The following is a 14,941-nucleotide window of genomic DNA, read 5'->3' as shown; positions in this document are numbered from 1 at the left end:
CAACGAGGGGGGAACTGCCGATGAATGTCTCAACTGCCACACAACCTCCTGAATGCCTTGTTCGACGGCAGGTGCGGCGAATCGGGGGCGCCGCCCTGCGTCTTTCTTGTGATGACCAACGTGACCGCTTACGTCTTGTTGCCGTCTGATTCCTGTCTACGGTATGCCTTGTCAGACTTTGCCTTTCCAGGGCACCAGCACACGTTCTAGATAGCGCATGATCAGATCGAATCCGAACGCGAAGAAGCCGATCACGATGATCCCCATGATCACGATGTCCGACGCGAGGAATTCCGCCGCGTTGAGCACCATGAACCCGAGACCGCTCGATGCCGCCACCATTTCGGCAGCCACCAGCGTGGTCCAGCCCACACCAATACCAATACGCATGCCCGTGAAGATTTCCGGCAGCGCCGATTTGACGATCACGTGCATGACGATCTGACGCGGCGACGCGCCCATCGAATACGCGGCATGAATCTGTTCCAGCGAGACCGAACGAACCCCCGCCCGTGCCGCGATGGCCAGCGGTGCGAAGATCGCCAGATAGATCAGGAAGACTTTCGAGAACTCGCCGATGCCGAACCAGATGATCACGAGCGGCAGATAGGCCAGCGGCGGCAGCGGACGGTAGAACTCGATGGGTGGATCGAAGACGCCGCGTCCGATGCGCGAGACGCCCATCAGGATGCCGACCGGAATCGCCGTGATACACGCGAGTGCAAAGGCGCCGAACACGCGATAGAGGCTGGCGAGCGTGTGCTGCCACAACGTCGATCCGGCGAAGCCCTCCGTCGAGACCTGAATGAATTTTTCGACGATGGCGCGCGGTCCCGGCAGGAACAGCGGCTTGATCATGCCGGACGACGTGATCGCAACCCACAGCAACAGCAGCGCGAAGACGGTCACGACACTGATCGCGAAGCTGGGCCCCTGGCCGGGTGCGCCGAACGACTCGCCGGCCTTGACGGGGCGCGGTGCGAACATGCGCGCGAACAGGCCGCGCTTGCGCGGTGAACTGGCGGCACGCGCCATGCCGTTCGAGGCGGAGGGCGTGGCGGCGTGCGCGTGAGGATTGGTGACGGGTTTGGTCATCATGATGGCTCGTCTCCCGCGTCGCTCAGGCGGCGACCGCGCCGGCAGACGTCGTCTGCCCGGCACGCTCGTCGCCGTAGATGATGCTGAGCACGGTTTCGCGCATGGCGATGAAATCAGGGCTCGACTTGATGGCGCGCGCATCGCGGGATTCGAGGTAGCGCTTGTTGAAGTCGAGTTCGTAGGTGTGCGTGATGCGTCCCGGGCGGGGTGACATCACGATCAGGCGACTGGCGAGGAACAGCGCTTCCTCTACGCTATGCGTGATGAAGAAGATCATCTTCTGCGTTTCGCGCCAGACGTCGAGCAACAACTCCTGGATGGTCTCTCGCGTGAGCGCGTCGAGTGCGGCCATCGGTTCGTCCATGAGCAGCATCGACGGATTGCAGGTCAGTGCGCGAGCGATCCCCACGCGCTGCTGCATGCCGCCCGAGAGCTGATAGATCATGTGATGGTGAAAGTCCTGCAAGCCGACGAGCGCCAGATTGCGCGCGGCACGGGCGCGGCGCTCGGTCTTGGGCACGCCTTGAAGCTTGAGTCCGAACTCGGTGTTCTCCATCACGCTCAGCCACGGCAGCAGGGCGTGCTTCTGGAACACCACGCCACGGTCGGCGCCGGGGCCTTCGATGGGCGAGTCGCCGAGCAGCAATTCGCCGGACGTCGGCGCGATGAAGCCCGCCATCAGACTGAGGAGCGTGGTCTTGCCGCAACCCGAGGCGCCGAGCGCCACCACGAAGTCGCCGGGCGCGATGGTCAGATCGACATGGGCGAGCGCCTGCACCTGCTCGCCGGGGCGCCGGCCGGGATACACGACGCTGACGTCGTTGACGATGAGTTGTTCCATGAAGCCCTTCTCCAGCAGATCCAGCGATCGGGGAGGGACCGCCGCGCCGGACCTGCCGGCATGACGGCCCCGGTGCGGCTTACTTCAACTTGAGTGCGGCGTCGACATAGCGCGCCGTGACATACGGCGTGTAGTCCGCCTTGACGGCGTTGATCTTCTGCTGACTCTTCAGAAACTCGGCGGTGTCCTTGAGCGCCTTGGCCGCACGGCTGTCCTTGCCGCCGCCCAGCCACTCGGCCGACGCCTGCTGCTGCGCGGACGGATAGGCGTAGAGCGAGAGCGCGCCGGGCACGTCTTCCGGTTTGCCGCCGATGGTCTTCACGATGGACTTCACCTGCGGGGATGCGGGCGTCCATGCCGCCTGATTCTGGCGATAGGCCGCATCGGCGTCGGCGATCACCTTGACGAACTTCGCCATGAAGTCGGCATTCGCTTCGCCCCATTTGCGGTCGACGGCAATCCCGTCGAAGGTCGGCTTGCCTTGCTTCGACAGCTCGCCGGACGTGATGAGCACGTGTCCGCTTTGCTTGATCTGGGCGAGCGCCGGATCCCACACGTAGGCGGCGTCGATGTCACCCCGCTCCCACGCGGCGACGATCTGGTTCGGCTGCATGTTGAGCACCTGCACTTCGGTCGGCTTGATGCCCCACTGTTGCAGCGCGAACATCGTGTGGTAGTGCGTCGTCGAGACGAACGGCACGCCGATCTTCTTGCCCTTCAGATCGGCAGGCGTCTTGATGTTCGATGCATTGCGCACGACCATCGCTTCGGCCTGGTTGATGTCGTCGAGAATCCAGAACAGTTGCAGATCCAGCCCCTGCGAGACGGCGGCCGCCATCGGGCTGGAACCGAGCACGCCGATCTTGATGTCGCCGGAGGCGAGTGCGGTGGCGACCTTCGCGCCCGATTCGAACTGGCGCCAGTGGATCTTGTAGCCCGTCGCTTTCTCGAAGTCGCCGCTCGCGATGGCGACCAGCCACGGATCGACGATCTGCTGATACGCGATCGTCACCTCCTTCTCCTGCGCCTGGGCTGTCCCAGGCAGCGTCAAGCCGAGCATGAGCGTCGCGGGAAGCGCGGCTGCCGCCAACGCCGTGGCAGCGAACACCCGTCGCAGCCGGTTCGGAAGTCCAGTCATGGTTCACCTCTAATCGGAAAGTTTTCGGTGGAACACTCGGGTTGACGCATCCGCTATGACAAATCGGCGTCAAGTGACTGCATCATTGCCGCGCACTTTTTTGTTCGTTAGAGCCAGTTGGCCGCATTTGATGATGCCAACTGGTCCAGTTACGGCGAAATCGCCCGCCAAGGCGCATGGATGCTGGCATTCGGCCCTTTTTCTCGCGTCTGCGGATAAACCCCAATTCGGAATAAACGTCACCGTCTCATGAGTAATAATTGACGTTCTGGAAGTGACATAAGAAAGGGGACGCGATGTCGAGCCGGATTTCTGCGGCGATGTGGAACCAGTTGTTCTCGGTGTCGGCGCGAGCGGGCATGAGTTTGCAGAGCCAGATTCGCCAGATGCTGGTGTCGGCGATTCTGGATGAGCGTCTGATGCGCGGTGCTGCGGTGCCGTCGTCGCGCGAACTGGCCGAGGGGTTGGGCGTGGCGCGCAACACGGTGGTGCTGGCGTATCAGCAACTGGTGGACGAGGGGTATCTGATCGCGCGCGAGCGGCGCGGCTACTTCGTCAATGGCGATATCCTTGCGCCGCGCGTCGGGTCGCAAAGCGCGTCGGCGCGTGATGGCCGTGGCGCAGCGCAGGCGCCGACCGATGACGACGCGGCTGGCACCATCGCGCCGCTGGACCCGTCCACGCCGGACTGGGAGGGGCGATACGTCGTGCGTCCGTCGGCACAGCGCAACATCGTCAAGCCGATCGACTGGCAGCAATACCAGTACCCGTTCATTTACGGGCAGTTCGATCCGACGATGTTTCCGACGGCGGACTGGCGCGAGTGCTGCCACAAGGCGCTGACCGTCATGGAGATTCGCGACTGGGCGCCGGACATGATCGCGCGCGACGACGAGACGCTGATTCAGCAGATTCGCACGCGCGTGCTGCCGCGTCGCGGCGTGTGGGCCGACGCCGACGAAATCGTGCTCACCAACGGCGCGCAGCAGGCGTTGTATCTGCTGGCCGATCTGCTGGTCGGTGCGCGCACGACCGTCGGCATCGAAGATCCGGGCTATCCGGATGCGCGCAACATCTTCGCGATGCGCACGCCGAAGCTGATCGGCCTGCCGGTCGACGAACACGGCCTGCCCGTGGACGACCGGTTGTCGCAATGCGATTACGTGTACGTCACCCCGTCACATCAATGTCCGACCACGACGACGATGCCGCTGGCCCATCGTGAGGCGTTGCTGCGTCGTGCCGAAGCCGACGATTTCGTGCTCATCGAAGACGATTACGAAAGCGAGAACAGCTATTCGGACATTCCGATTCCGGCGTTGAAGAGTCTGGATCGCAGCGATCGGGTGATCTATATCGGCAGCCTGTCGAAGTCCTTCGCGCCGGGATTGCGGCTGGGATATATCGTCGCGCCGGCGGCGCTGGTGAACGAGCTGCGCGCGCTGCGGCGGCTAATGATTCGTCACCCGTCGGCATTCATTCAGCGTTCGTTCTCGATGTTTCTCGCGCTGGGTCATCACGATGCGCTGCTGCGGCGTCTGGCCGACACCTACGCCAAGCGCGCCGAAGTGTTGAGCGCGGCGCTCGAAACCCACTTGCCGGAAGTGTCGTTCGTGCGCGTGAAGGGCGGTGCGTCGTGCTGGGTGCAGGGGCCTGCGCAGCTCAATGCGAACGTGCTGGCGGCGAGGGCGAAGTCGCGCGGCATCCTGATCGAGCCGGGCGACGTGTTCTTCATGGGGGATGCGCCCCCGCGCAACATGTTCCGGCTGGGCTTTTCGTCCATTCGGCTGGAGCACATCGAAGCGGGAGTCGTCGCGCTCGCGGAAGTGCTGCGCGAGACGATGGCAGAGGCGGCGCCTGCGGCGGAGTAACCTGCCGGTCCCGGCGGGTGCCGGGGCCGCCGCGCATCAGGCATGCATCAGGCGCGCGTCGAGATGCCGACCGTCTGACCTTGCAGGCGCGTCATGATGTCCAGCGCCTGTTGCAGACGCTTCGCATTTTCGGGGTCGTTCAGGGCGAGCGCCCCGGCGATGCCCTGACGTGCCCGATCCGCGAAATCGATGCGTTCGGGATCGCGGTCCGCCGGAATTTCAGGGCTGCCGTCGACCGGCACCTTCATCGTCATCGCCATGAACGGCGAGCTATCGTCGAGCGACATCTGGCCGCTGCGAATCTGGCCGTTGACCCAATCGCGCATCTGTTGACGCGTCATGTCGTGGAAGTCGATCTGGCGCGTGCTTTGCTGTGCGCCGGTCGCGTCGCCGGTTTGCTGCGTTTTTTCCGCCAGCACGGCCTGAAATGATCCGATGTCGGTCCGCCCGTTGCCGGTGCTCGTCTGTTGGCGACCCGTGAGCGTGTGCGTGATACCACTATCGATTTTCATAGGGATATGTCAGTTATCCTAACGATAAAGGGGGTGTTCGTTTCCCGGGACAGTAGAGGTTCACGTGTCGCGCGTCAATGCCTTTCGTGTCGGGCGGGGTGCGCGTTGCGAAATCGGGGCTCGTGGACGGAAACCTGCCGGTGCGGAAAATTCATCGCGGCACGTTATCGCCGGGTGTCGGAACGCACGGGATTCCTGCGCCTTAGTAAGGCTGGTTCGGATAGCATGAAGCCCTCGCTCAAGAGCATCCGACTACCGGGAGACACATGAAAGCCATTCGCTGGGCGGCCGCCGCCGCTGTATTGATGATCGGCGCTGCGGCCCACGCTGCACCGTCCGCCACGTCAGTAACTTCCGCTTCAGCCTGCAACGACCCGCAGGATCAGGCGACGATGAACAAGTGCGCGATGGACGCCTACAAGGCCTCCGACAAGAAGCTAAACGACGCCTTTCAGACGCTGAACAAGAAGCTGAGTCCGGAGGGCAAGGCCGCACTGCAAAAGTCGCAGCGGGCGTGGATCGCGTGGCGCGACGCGCAGTGTACGTTCGAGACGATGGGCTCGGACGGCGGCAGCATTCATCCGCTCGTGATCACCACCTGCTTCGACGAATTGACGAAGGCGCAGACCAAACGTCTGGACAGGATGAACAACTGCGAAGAAGGCGACCTGTCCTGCACCCGTCCGTGATCTGACTCATGCGTCGCGCCCGGCAGCGGGCATTCATCCACCGATGCCCCCTGCCGTGCGCTGCCTCAGAACGTATGACGCAACCCCAGCGAGACCCCCATCTTGCTGCCGTAGGTGCCCTGTGAGGCAATCAGCGTGTACTTGCCGCTGATGTTGTTGTGGTCGACTTCCAGATAGACGTCCGTGCGCTTGCTCAGTTGGTAATCCGCCATGCCATAGACGGCGGTACGCTTTCCGCCCGGCTGCGCCTGCCAGTCGACGAAGCCGCCCACGCCCAGTGTGAGCGCCGGTAGCGGGTTATAGCTCAGGCCGAGCAGCATGACGTTGTTGCGCGTCTCGACCTCCGTCAACTGGCTATGCAGATAGCCGGCCGTGGCTTTCCATGCGCCGAACGCTGCGCCCGTCGAAAAGCCGAACGTGTTGCGCGACTGCGTGCCGTCCGCCGACGTCAGGCGCTGATAAACCAGGGTGCCGTTCACCCCGCCCGCCGTATATCCCGCCGTCACCCCCACGCCCGAATTCGCATGCGTATCGCTCGCGGCATTGCCGAAGGTGTAGGCCGTACCCAGCGAAAAGCCGCCCGCATCGAGGGTGTACTTCACCGTGTTGTCGAGACGGCTGCCGACGTAGTTGCTGGCCACGATCAGCGTGTCGAGGTTCGGGTTGTTGAAGATCTGCGCCGCACCCATCGCCGTGTAGCCCACGCTGTACTGACGCCCGATCGACAACGCGCCATAACTGCCGCGCACGCCCACGAACGCCTGACGGCCGAACAGTCGACCCGCACCGTTCGACGACGCCTGCCCGAAGCCGGCGCTCTTGGTGCCCTGCAACGACGTGCCGTCATCCAGACTGAAGCCGCTCTCCAGCACGAAGAACGTTTCCAGATCGGGGGCGAGTTGCTCGGTGCCCTTGATCCCCCAGCGCGAGCCGGTGAACGAACCTTGCGAGGCGCTGAACAGCTTGCCGTCGCTGGCGCTGGCGTTGGTCTCGTAGCGAATGGCCGTGTCGATGAGGCCGTACAGCGTGACTTCGGCGTGCGCGCTGGTGGACGCGAGCAGCAGAGGCGTTGTGCAGGAAAGGCAGGCCGCCGCGTACGTGATGCGGCGTCGTGTTGCGAAAAGCATGACGGGTGTCTCCGATGTGTATTTTTGGATGTCGCGGGTATTGCTGGTGTTGCTGGTATTGCCAGGGGATGCGGTGAATCAGGCCGGTGGCGATGCCCCGTGCGGGGCCACGGCGAAGACGGCGCTGGCGGTGGCCAGCAGGCGGTCGTCCGCGTCGAGCACCTCGGCTTCGCAGAACGCGAGCGAGCGGCCGCTACGGCGCACCCTTGCATGCGCCGTGATGCGTCCGCGTGCCGGGCGCAGGTAGTTGATCGTGAGGCTGGCGGTGCCGAGGTTGTCGACCGTGCCGCTCGCGCGCGTCGCCATGCCCATCGCCGTGTCGAGCAGCGTGGCGATCAGGCCGCCGTGCGCGTTGCCGTGGCGGTTGGTATGCCGGTCGAGCACATCGCACGCGAGGACGGCCGTGCCGTCGCCCGATTCCAGCAGCGTGAAGCCCTGATCGAGGCAGAACTGCGATTCGATACGCAGCGCGCCGGCGGGCACGGGGGACGTGAGTTGCGTCATTGGGCTGCGGTGGCTGCGGCCGCAGACGTGCTCGCGCTCAGCATCGGATTCAGGCCGGTGCGTGCGACCCGGCTGGCGAGCTGACGCCCGAGCGCGGTTTCGCACGCTTGTGACGCGGTCATCATGGCGGCCAGATCGATACCTGTATCGACGCCCATCGTCTCCAACACGTTCACGAAGTCTTCCGTGCAGACATTGCCGGTCACGCCGCCGCCGTACTGCACCTTCGCCGGATGGCCGCCGGTGCCCCCGAACGCGACATCGAAGTGGCTCACGCCCGCTTCCAGTGCAGCGAGGTAATTGACGATGCCGGTGCCACGGGTGTCGTGAAAATGCGCGATGGCGTGGACGTCGGGGAAGGACGCCAGCATCTGCGAGAACAGGGCCTTCGTCGATGCCTGCGTCGCCACGCCGATGGTGTCGCCGAGCGTGATGTATTGCACGCCGAGCGAGGCGAATCGCTCCACGTCCTGAAGCACGCGCGCGGGATCGATGGCCCCTTCGAACGGACATCCGAAGGCGACCGAAATGGTGCCAACCAGACGGAAACGGCCTTGCGCAGCCTTTGCCATCGCCTCGATGCGCAACCACTGATCGGCGCGCGACTGCTTCAGGTTGCGCGTCGAATGCGAGTCGCTGGCCGACACCAGCAGGCTGATTTCATTGACGCCGATGCCCGCATCCAGATCGACCAGCGCACGCTCGACGGCGCGCGTGTTGGCGCACGTCGCCTTGTAGTAGACGCCATCGACGCGCGGCAGCACGGCGAGCAGGGCGCTGGCGTCGGCGAACTGCGGCACGACGGCCGGGTTGGAGTAAGACGTCGCCTCCACGCGGCGGAAGCCGGCGCGTGCGAACCGGTCGATCAGATCGCGCTTGGTATCGGTGGCGAGGAATGCGGTCTCGTGTTGCAGGCCGTCGCGGGCAAAACATTCGCACAGGGTCAATTCGGACATGACGAACGGCGCAGCGCGCCAAAAATGAGTTCGGATGGCACGCATCAAATCATTTAATGTGATGCAATGTCAAATAAATTGTGGGCCGTGCGACACAGGGTTTACCGTAATTATTTATGTTTATTGAGGTTTTTCGCCGTGTGAGAAACGCTGCGTCAATAATTTTGTTTGACGACGTCACATTTGTTGGATTAGGCTAGCCGCCATACCCGTCTTACCCAAGGTTGATGAACCCGATGTCCCGAACCCTGACGCTTCCCGACTCCCTGCGCGTTGAAGATCGCGGCGCTGTGCGCGTGATCACCATGAACCGCCCCGACAAGCGCAACGCGCTGAACAACGAACTGACCCATGCCTTGCTGGCCGCGCTGCGCGAGGCCGACGCCGATCCCGGCGTGAACGCCATCGTGCTGGCTGGTGCGGGGCAGAGCTTCTGTGCGGGGGCCGACGTCAAGGAGTTCGGCGGCTTCGTTGCGGGTGGCTCGGATGCCGACGCCGCACAGGCGGCGCTCAAGCGTGCGCATCTCACGACATCGCTGCACCGCGCGTTCGCCGAGATCGGCACGCCGGTGGTCGGCGCCGCGCAGGGCTATGCGATGGGCGGCGGCGCAGGGCTGGCGCTCGCGTGCGACCTGCTGGTCGTGGGCGAGAGCCTCAAGCTGGGCTATCCCGAACTGAAGCACGGCATCGTGGCCGCAATCGTGATGGCGAATCTGGTGCGTCAGGTAGGACGCAAGACGGCATTCGAGCTGGTCTCGACGGGCGATACCGTCGACGCGTCGCGCGCATTGGCGCTGGGTCTTGCCAATCGTGTGAGCCCCGATGCCACGCTGGTCGACGACGCCGTCGCGCTGGCCGCCCGTCTGGCCGACTACGATCCCGTCTCCATGACCGCGACCAAGCGCCTGTTCCATCGCGTGGCCGATTTGCCGCTGACGCAGGCGTTCGACGTCTCGCTCGACACGAACATGATGATGCGCAGCTTTCCCAAGCGCGTGCGTCCGTCATGAGCGCGACGATGAAGCCGCTCGCCGGCGTGACGATTCTCGAACTGGCGCGCGTGCTGGCATGCCCCTTCGCAGACATGATCCTCGCGGAACTGGGTGCCACGGTCATCAAGATCGAGCAGCCGGGCAGCGGGGACGAAACCCGCACGTTCGAGCCGAAAGTCGGCGACGAGTCGGCGTATTACTTCGCCTGCAACCGCAGCAAGCAGTCCGTCACGGCGAACATGAAGACGGACGCGGGCCGCGCGATCATTCGCGATCTCGCCTCGCGCGCCGACGTGCTGCTGGAGAACTTCCCCGTCGGCACGCTCAAGCGCTACGGCCTCGATCAGACGGCGCTGCGTGAAGCCAATCCGAAGCTCATTTACGTCTCCTGCACCGGCTTCGGCCAGACAGGTCCGTATGCGAAACGCAAAGGTTACGACACCGTCTTTCAGGCGATGGGCGGGCTGATGAGCCTGACGGGCGAGCGCGGCGGCGGTCCGGTGAAGCCCGGGTTGCCGATTGCCGACCTGTCGTCGGGATTGTGGATCGCGATTGCCATTCTCAGCGCCTTGCAAGGGCGCACGCAGACCGGCGCCGGGTGTCACGTCGATTTCTCGATGCTCGACGGTCAGGTCAGTCTGCTCACGCTCGCCGCCGGACGCTACTTCGCGCTGGGCGAGGTGCCGCCGCGTCTGGGCACGGAGCATCCGGGCCGTGTGCCGTCGGCCGCGTTCGCGTGCAGCGACGGGGCTTACGTCCATATCACGTGCAGCGATCAGCACTGGCTGCCGCTGTGTGAATTGCTCGGACTCGACGCACTGGCCGCCGACGCCACGCTCGCGACCAACGCCGGCCGTGTGGAGCATCGCGATCGCCTGATGGCGGCGCTGACGGCGGCGATCTCTCGCAGGACCCGTCGCGAACTGTGCGACGCATGTGACGCCGCCGGTGTGCCCGCCGGTCCGATTCAGCATGTCGACGAAGTACTTGCGGATCCCCACGTGCTGGCTCGCGGCATGGTGAGCGAGTTCGAGCACCCGTCGGTCGGAAAATTCGGCGCGCTGCCGGTGCCGTTCAAGTTCGACGGCTTCGCTGATCCGGAAGTGGGGCGTCCGCCGCTGCTGGGCGAGCACACCGATCCCGTGCTCGCAGGACTCGGCTACACGCCGGAGCAGATCGCGGCGCTGCGTCGCGATGGCGCCATCTGAATACGATTGAACAGGAAGCTAACAAGCATGAAAGATTGGGAGACATTGGAAGTCTTGCGCGGCGCCGAAGGCACGGAGGGTGCCGAGGGCGCTGTCGTCGAGATCGTGCTCAACCGGCCGCAACAGCGCAATGCGCTCAATGCCGTGATGTGCGACGAATTGCGCACGGTCGTTCAGGCGTTGCGTGGCGACGATTCGGTGCGCTGCGTGATCGTGCGCGCCAACGGGCCGGTGTTCTGCGCAGGGGCGGATCTCAAGGAGCGTCAGGGCATGAGTCTCGACGATGTGCGTGCGCGTCGCATCAAGGCGTTCGCCGCTTATGACGCCATCGAGCAGATCGGCAAGCCGTGCATCGCATTGGTCGAAGGCCCGGCCATCGGCTCGGGCGGCGAGATCGCCATGGCGTGCGACTTCATCGTCGCGACGGACAACGCGGCGTTCCGTACGCCTGAAGCGCTTTGGGGGACCGTAGGTGCGACGCAACGCATGCCGCGCGCGGTGGGCAAGCGTCTCGCGAAGGACATGGCATTCACGGGCCGCACGCTCTCGGCGCAGGAGGCGCGCGAGGCAGGATTGGTGTCGCGCATCGTGCCGGCCGATGACGCGCTGGACGCCGTGCGGGCCATGGCGCAGACCATCGCCGCTGCACCGGCGCTCGCCATGCGACTGACGAAAGACTGTATCGACCGGGGCGTGGAAACCGATCCGGCCGGTGCGCTCGCCATCGAGATGCTGGCCATCGACACGCTGCTGCAAAGCCCCGACTGGGGCAGCAAGATCGCGCGTTTCGGCAGTGGGACGAGCAACGACGTGAATCACGCGGCCAATGGCGTAGATGCCGCCGCGAGCGTGACGAAGCAGGGAGGCCGCCATGCGTGAAATGGGCCACGAAGTCTATGCCAGCCAGTTCGGGTTGGAGGGGCCGGTAACGCTGCCCGCGATTCTCGCCGCGCGTGTGCGTGAGACGCCTACGGCCGAAGCGCTGGTGATCGACGGTGAGCGGATCGACTACCGAACGCTGGCGGCGCGCGTCGAGCAGGCGGCCGCACGCATGGTGCATCTCGGGGTGCAACACGGCGAGCACGTCGGCATTCTGATGGGCAACTCGGTGAGCTGGGTGGTGCTGTTCTATGCCGCCGCATCGATTGGCGCGGTGGCGGTCCCCGTCAATACGCGCTTCAAGTCGGACGAACTGAATTACTGCCTGAGTCAGGGCGACGTGCGCGTGCTGTTCTACACCGACACGTTCCTCAACATCGATTACACGGCGTTGCTGCGCAGCGTCGAACCGGCTTTCGATGCCGCATTGCCTGGCGATTTTCTCCCGTTGTTGCGGCGCGCGGTGATGGTCGGCGACCGGTCGCGCGGCCTGCCGCAGGCCGTCGAGCATTTCGACGATTTGCCCGACACCGCCGAGCTTCGCGCGGAAGTGGCGCGTCGCGCGGCGGCGGTGTCACCGGAGGACATTCTGCTGATTCAGTACACCTCGGGCACGACGTCGTTCCCGAAGGGCGTGTTGCTGCGACATCGCAACATGCTCACGAATGCGGCCGCTTCGGCGTTGCGCATCGGCGTGCGCGCCGATGATCGCTACTTCAGTGTGCGTCCGTTCTTCCACGTCGCGGGCACGACGATGTCGCTGCTCGTCTCGCTGGTCACCGGCGCCTGTCTGTTGTCGGTGCCGTCGTTCGACGTGGCGAAGGTGCTGACCATTCTCGATGAGGAGCGCTGCACGCTCACGTCCGGCAACGACACGATTTTCCTGATGATGATGGGGCACCCCGAATTCCGTCGCGAGCGCATTCATCTGCGCGGCGGCTGGGCGGCGGCCGGACCCGAGATCATGCAGAAGATTCACGACGTGATGGGTGTGCCGCACATGGTCGGCGCTTACGGGCAATCGGAAGCGTCGCCCAACGTGGTGCTGGGCGACTGGCGCGACCCGCTGGCATTGCGTGTGGGCGGCTGGGCGAGTCCGCATCCGGGCATCGAGATCCGCACGGTGTCGCCGGAGACGGGCGACGTGCTGGGGGCGAACGAGCCGGGCGAGATTCAGGTGCGCGGCTGGAGCGTGATGAAGGGCTACTACAACAAGCCGAAGGAGACCGCGCAGGCGTTCAGTGACGACGGCTGGCTGCGCACGGGCGACCTCGGCGTGATCGACGGCGAAGGGCGCATGCGCATGATCGGCCGACTGAAGGACGTGTTCCGCGTCGGCGGCGAGAACGTGGCGCCCGCCGAGGTGGAAGAGACGCTGTTCACGCATCCCGCCGTGCAACTCGCACAGGTCGTCGGCGTGCCCGATGCGCGTCTTGGCGAAGTGCCGGCGGCGTTCGTGGTGCTGCGCCCCGGGGCAGACGTCACAAGCGAGGCGCTCATCGACTGGTGTCGTGCGCGCGCTGCGAATTTCAAGGTGCCGAGGTATCTGCGGTTCGTCGATTCGTTCGATGGCATCGGCATGACGGGAAGCTCGAAAGTGCAGAAAAACAAGCTGCGCGACTACGCGATACGGGAGTTCGGCCTGTCGTGATGCGGTGAAGGCGTCGCACTAGGGTCGGACCTCATCAAAAAATCAAGATTGGAGGAGACATGACTTCACATACGACGACGGCGTCACAGCCGTTCGGCGGCACACCCGCGCCTGCGGCGAGTGCAACGGTGGTCGAGGAATCGACCTATCGCAAGATCGCCTGGCGCACGCTGCCATTGCTGTTCGTGTGCTACATCATCAACTACATCGACCGCGCGAACATCGGCATCGCGCAGATCCAGTTCAAGGCGGATCTGCACTTCAGCGATCTCGTCTACGGCATTGGCGCCGGGCTGTTCTTCGTCGGCTTTCTGCTCTTCGAGGTGCCGAGCAATCTGATGCTCGCCCGCATGGGCGCACGCAAGACGCTGCTGCGCATCATGACGCTCTGGGGCGCGGTGTCCTGCGCCATGATGTTCGTGCGCACGCCCACGGAGTTCTATGTCGCCCGCATGCTGCTCGGCGCGGCCGAGGCGGGTTTCTTCCCCGGCCTGATCCTGTATCTCAGCTACTGGTTCCCTGCGGAGCGGCGGGCGCGCGTGACTGCGTTGTCGTTCGTCGCCATTCCGATTGCGACGATGATCGGTGCGCCCACGTCGGGCTGGATCATGCGCAGCTTTCATGAGATTCACGGACTGGCCGGCTGGCAGTGGATGTTCCTGCTCGAAGGGCTGCCTGCTATCGTGTTGGGCGTCGTTGTCTTCTTCGCGCTTGAAGACAGGCCCGAGTCGGCGAAGTGGCTGAGTGCAGACGAGAAGGCGCGGCTCACGAGCGTGCTCGGCGAGGAGCGCCGTCAGAAGGCGAGCAAGGGTGGTCATAGTCATGGCGGTGGCCACGGCGGCACGCTGGCGGCGCTGCGCGACTGGCGTGTCTACGTCGCGGGACTCGTGTCGTTCTGTGCGTATGTGCTGGCCAGCACCATCGCGTTCTATGCGCCGCTGGTGATCCAGTCCACCGGTGTGAAGGATCCGTTCCACGTGGGGCTGCTCTCGGCGGTGCCGCCGGTGGTCGGCATCGTGTCGATGCTGATCGTCAGTCGTCATTCGGACCGCCATCGCGAGCGTCGCTGGCATGCTGCCGTGCCGCTGATGTTCGCGGCCGTCAGCCTGATGGTGATGCCGTATCTGTCGCACAACCTTGGACTCGCCGTACTGCTGCTCGCAATTGCGACGGCCGGACACCTGTCGAGTCTGTCGGTGTTCTGGACGATTCCGTCGACGTACCTGGCGCCCGCCAGCGCCGCGGCCGGGATTGCCGTCGTGAGCAGTATCGGGGCGCTGGGCGGGCTGGTCGGGCCGAGTGTGATCGGTTACGTGAAAACGACGACGGGTAGCCTGCCGCTGGGATTGCAGGTCGCGGGCTGCTTCGTGTTGTTCGGCAGCGTGCTATTGCTTGTCGGCATTCCAGCGCGGTTATTGCCCAAGGGGGCTTCTCGGTCCTGAAACGGCGTTGTGAACCGCTCGCGTCGGTAGGGT

Annotated in this window: 14 protein-coding genes; 7 read left to right on the top strand and 7 right to left on the bottom strand. The window is 64.5% G+C overall.

The features are described from left to right. Positions 1-171: 171 nt before the first annotated feature. The 3 genes from C5N93_RS05005 to tauA form a co-directional block, all read right to left on the bottom strand. Entirely contained in the window at positions 172-987 is an 816-nt protein-coding gene (locus tag C5N93_RS05005) for an ABC transporter permease subunit (protein WP_139133026.1), read from the bottom strand. A 133-nt stretch (positions 988-1,120) separates the two neighbouring features. Continuing rightward, entirely contained in the window at positions 1,121-1,939 is an 819-nt protein-coding gene (locus tag C5N93_RS05000) for a taurine ABC transporter ATP-binding protein (protein ID WP_069340126.1), read from the bottom strand. A 79-nt stretch (positions 1,940-2,018) separates the two neighbouring features. Continuing rightward, positions 2,019-3,077 (bottom strand): taurine ABC transporter substrate-binding protein, encoded by a 1,059-nt coding sequence (tauA, locus tag C5N93_RS04995; protein ID WP_242558489.1) that lies wholly within the window; start codon positions 3,075-3,077, stop codon positions 2,019-2,021. Positions 3,078-3,373: 296 nt separating this feature from the next. Here tauA and C5N93_RS04990 point away from each other — a divergent pair, with 296 nt between their 5' ends. Then, positions 3,374-4,948 (top strand): PLP-dependent aminotransferase family protein, encoded by a 1,575-nt coding sequence (locus tag C5N93_RS04990; RefSeq protein WP_242558488.1) that lies wholly within the window; start codon positions 3,374-3,376, stop codon positions 4,946-4,948. Positions 4,949-4,995: 47 nt separating this feature from the next. Here the strand turns inward: C5N93_RS04990 and C5N93_RS04985 are convergent, their stop codons facing one another. After that, positions 4,996-5,460: a hypothetical protein gene (locus C5N93_RS04985; RefSeq protein ID WP_242558487.1), complete on the bottom strand. Its 465-nt coding sequence runs from the start codon at positions 5,458-5,460 to the stop codon at positions 4,996-4,998. Positions 5,461-5,726: 266 nt separating this feature from the next. Between C5N93_RS04985 and C5N93_RS04980 the strand changes: the two genes are divergently transcribed. Beyond that, positions 5,727-6,149: a lysozyme inhibitor LprI family protein gene (locus C5N93_RS04980; protein WP_150721970.1), complete on the top strand. Its 423-nt coding sequence runs from the start codon at positions 5,727-5,729 to the stop codon at positions 6,147-6,149. A gap of 65 nt (positions 6,150-6,214) precedes the next feature. Here the strand turns inward: C5N93_RS04980 and C5N93_RS04975 are convergent, their stop codons facing one another. From C5N93_RS04975 to C5N93_RS04965, 3 genes are all read right to left on the bottom strand, one after another. Beyond that, entirely contained in the window at positions 6,215-7,276 is a 1,062-nt protein-coding gene (locus tag C5N93_RS04975) for a porin (RefSeq protein ID WP_242558486.1), read from the bottom strand. 78 nt (positions 7,277-7,354) lie between these two features. Then, the gene (locus C5N93_RS04970; protein ID WP_242558485.1) at positions 7,355-7,780 is read right to left on the bottom strand and encodes a PaaI family thioesterase; all 426 of its coding nucleotides are present in this window, start codon (positions 7,778-7,780) and stop codon (positions 7,355-7,357) included. Then, entirely contained in the window at positions 7,777-8,736 is a 960-nt protein-coding gene (locus tag C5N93_RS04965) for a hydroxymethylglutaryl-CoA lyase (RefSeq protein ID WP_242558484.1), read from the bottom strand. Before C5N93_RS04965 ends, C5N93_RS04970 begins: the two co-directional genes overlap by 4 nt. 236 nt (positions 8,737-8,972) lie before the next feature. Between C5N93_RS04965 and C5N93_RS04960 the strand changes: the two genes are divergently transcribed. From C5N93_RS04960 to C5N93_RS04940, 5 genes are read left to right on the top strand one after another with little or no spacing between them, the layout of a single operon-like run. Further along, positions 8,973-9,746, top strand: a complete 774-nt coding sequence (locus C5N93_RS04960; protein WP_242558483.1) for an enoyl-CoA hydratase/isomerase family protein — start codon at positions 8,973-8,975, stop codon at positions 9,744-9,746. Positions 9,747-9,754: 8 nt separating this feature from the next. Next, positions 9,755-10,936 (top strand): CaiB/BaiF CoA-transferase family protein, encoded by a 1,182-nt coding sequence (locus C5N93_RS04955; RefSeq protein ID WP_242558482.1) that lies wholly within the window; start codon positions 9,755-9,757, stop codon positions 10,934-10,936. 27 nt (positions 10,937-10,963) lie between these two features. Next, a complete protein-coding gene (locus tag C5N93_RS04950; protein WP_150721976.1) occupies positions 10,964-11,815 on the top strand; it encodes an enoyl-CoA hydratase/isomerase family protein in 852 nt (283 codons plus the stop codon). Further along, positions 11,808-13,466: an AMP-binding protein gene (locus tag C5N93_RS04945; protein ID WP_242558481.1), complete on the top strand. Its 1,659-nt coding sequence runs from the start codon at positions 11,808-11,810 to the stop codon at positions 13,464-13,466. Before C5N93_RS04950 ends, C5N93_RS04945 begins: the two co-directional genes overlap by 8 nt. 59 nt (positions 13,467-13,525) lie before the next feature. Continuing rightward, the gene (locus C5N93_RS04940; protein WP_242558480.1) at positions 13,526-14,908 is read left to right on the top strand and encodes an MFS transporter; all 1,383 of its coding nucleotides are present in this window, start codon (positions 13,526-13,528) and stop codon (positions 14,906-14,908) included. The last annotated feature ends 33 nt before the right edge of the window (positions 14,909-14,941 follow it).

This window comes from Pandoraea sp. LA3 (assembly GCF_022696215.1).
Taxonomy (GTDB): domain Bacteria; phylum Pseudomonadota; class Gammaproteobacteria; order Burkholderiales; family Burkholderiaceae; genus Pandoraea; species Pandoraea capi.
The sequence above is the reverse complement of the archived record's forward strand: the minus strand, read 5'-3'. Positions and strand labels throughout refer to the sequence as shown.

Excerpts from the sequence above, each read along its gene's own strand:
- C5N93_RS05005 (WP_139133026.1), bottom strand. The coding sequence starts at position 987 with ATGTTCGCACCGCGCCCCGTCAAGGCCGGCGAGTCGTTCGGCGCACCC.
- C5N93_RS05000 (WP_069340126.1), bottom strand. The coding sequence starts at position 1,939 with ATGGAACAACTCATCGTCAACGACGTCAGCGTCGTGTATCCCGGCCGG.
- tauA (WP_242558489.1), bottom strand. The coding sequence starts at position 3,077 with ATGACTGGACTTCCGAACCGGCTGCGACGGGTGTTCGCTGCCACGGCG.
- C5N93_RS04990 (WP_242558488.1), top strand. The coding sequence starts at position 3,374 with ATGTCGAGCCGGATTTCTGCGGCGATGTGGAACCAGTTGTTCTCGGTG.
- C5N93_RS04985 (WP_242558487.1), bottom strand. The coding sequence starts at position 5,460 with ATGAAAATCGATAGTGGTATCACGCACACGCTCACGGGTCGCCAACAG.
- C5N93_RS04980 (WP_150721970.1), top strand. The coding sequence starts at position 5,727 with ATGAAAGCCATTCGCTGGGCGGCCGCCGCCGCTGTATTGATGATCGGC.
- C5N93_RS04975 (WP_242558486.1), bottom strand. The coding sequence starts at position 7,276 with ATGCTTTTCGCAACACGACGCCGCATCACGTACGCGGCGGCCTGCCTT.
- C5N93_RS04970 (WP_242558485.1), bottom strand. The coding sequence starts at position 7,780 with ATGACGCAACTCACGTCCCCCGTGCCCGCCGGCGCGCTGCGTATCGAA.
- C5N93_RS04965 (WP_242558484.1), bottom strand. The coding sequence starts at position 8,736 with ATGTCCGAATTGACCCTGTGCGAATGTTTTGCCCGCGACGGCCTGCAA.
- C5N93_RS04960 (WP_242558483.1), top strand. The coding sequence starts at position 8,973 with ATGTCCCGAACCCTGACGCTTCCCGACTCCCTGCGCGTTGAAGATCGC.
- C5N93_RS04955 (WP_242558482.1), top strand. The coding sequence starts at position 9,755 with ATGAAGCCGCTCGCCGGCGTGACGATTCTCGAACTGGCGCGCGTGCTG.
- C5N93_RS04950 (WP_150721976.1), top strand. The coding sequence starts at position 10,964 with ATGAAAGATTGGGAGACATTGGAAGTCTTGCGCGGCGCCGAAGGCACG.
- C5N93_RS04945 (WP_242558481.1), top strand. The coding sequence starts at position 11,808 with ATGCGTGAAATGGGCCACGAAGTCTATGCCAGCCAGTTCGGGTTGGAG.
- C5N93_RS04940 (WP_242558480.1), top strand. The coding sequence starts at position 13,526 with ATGACTTCACATACGACGACGGCGTCACAGCCGTTCGGCGGCACACCC.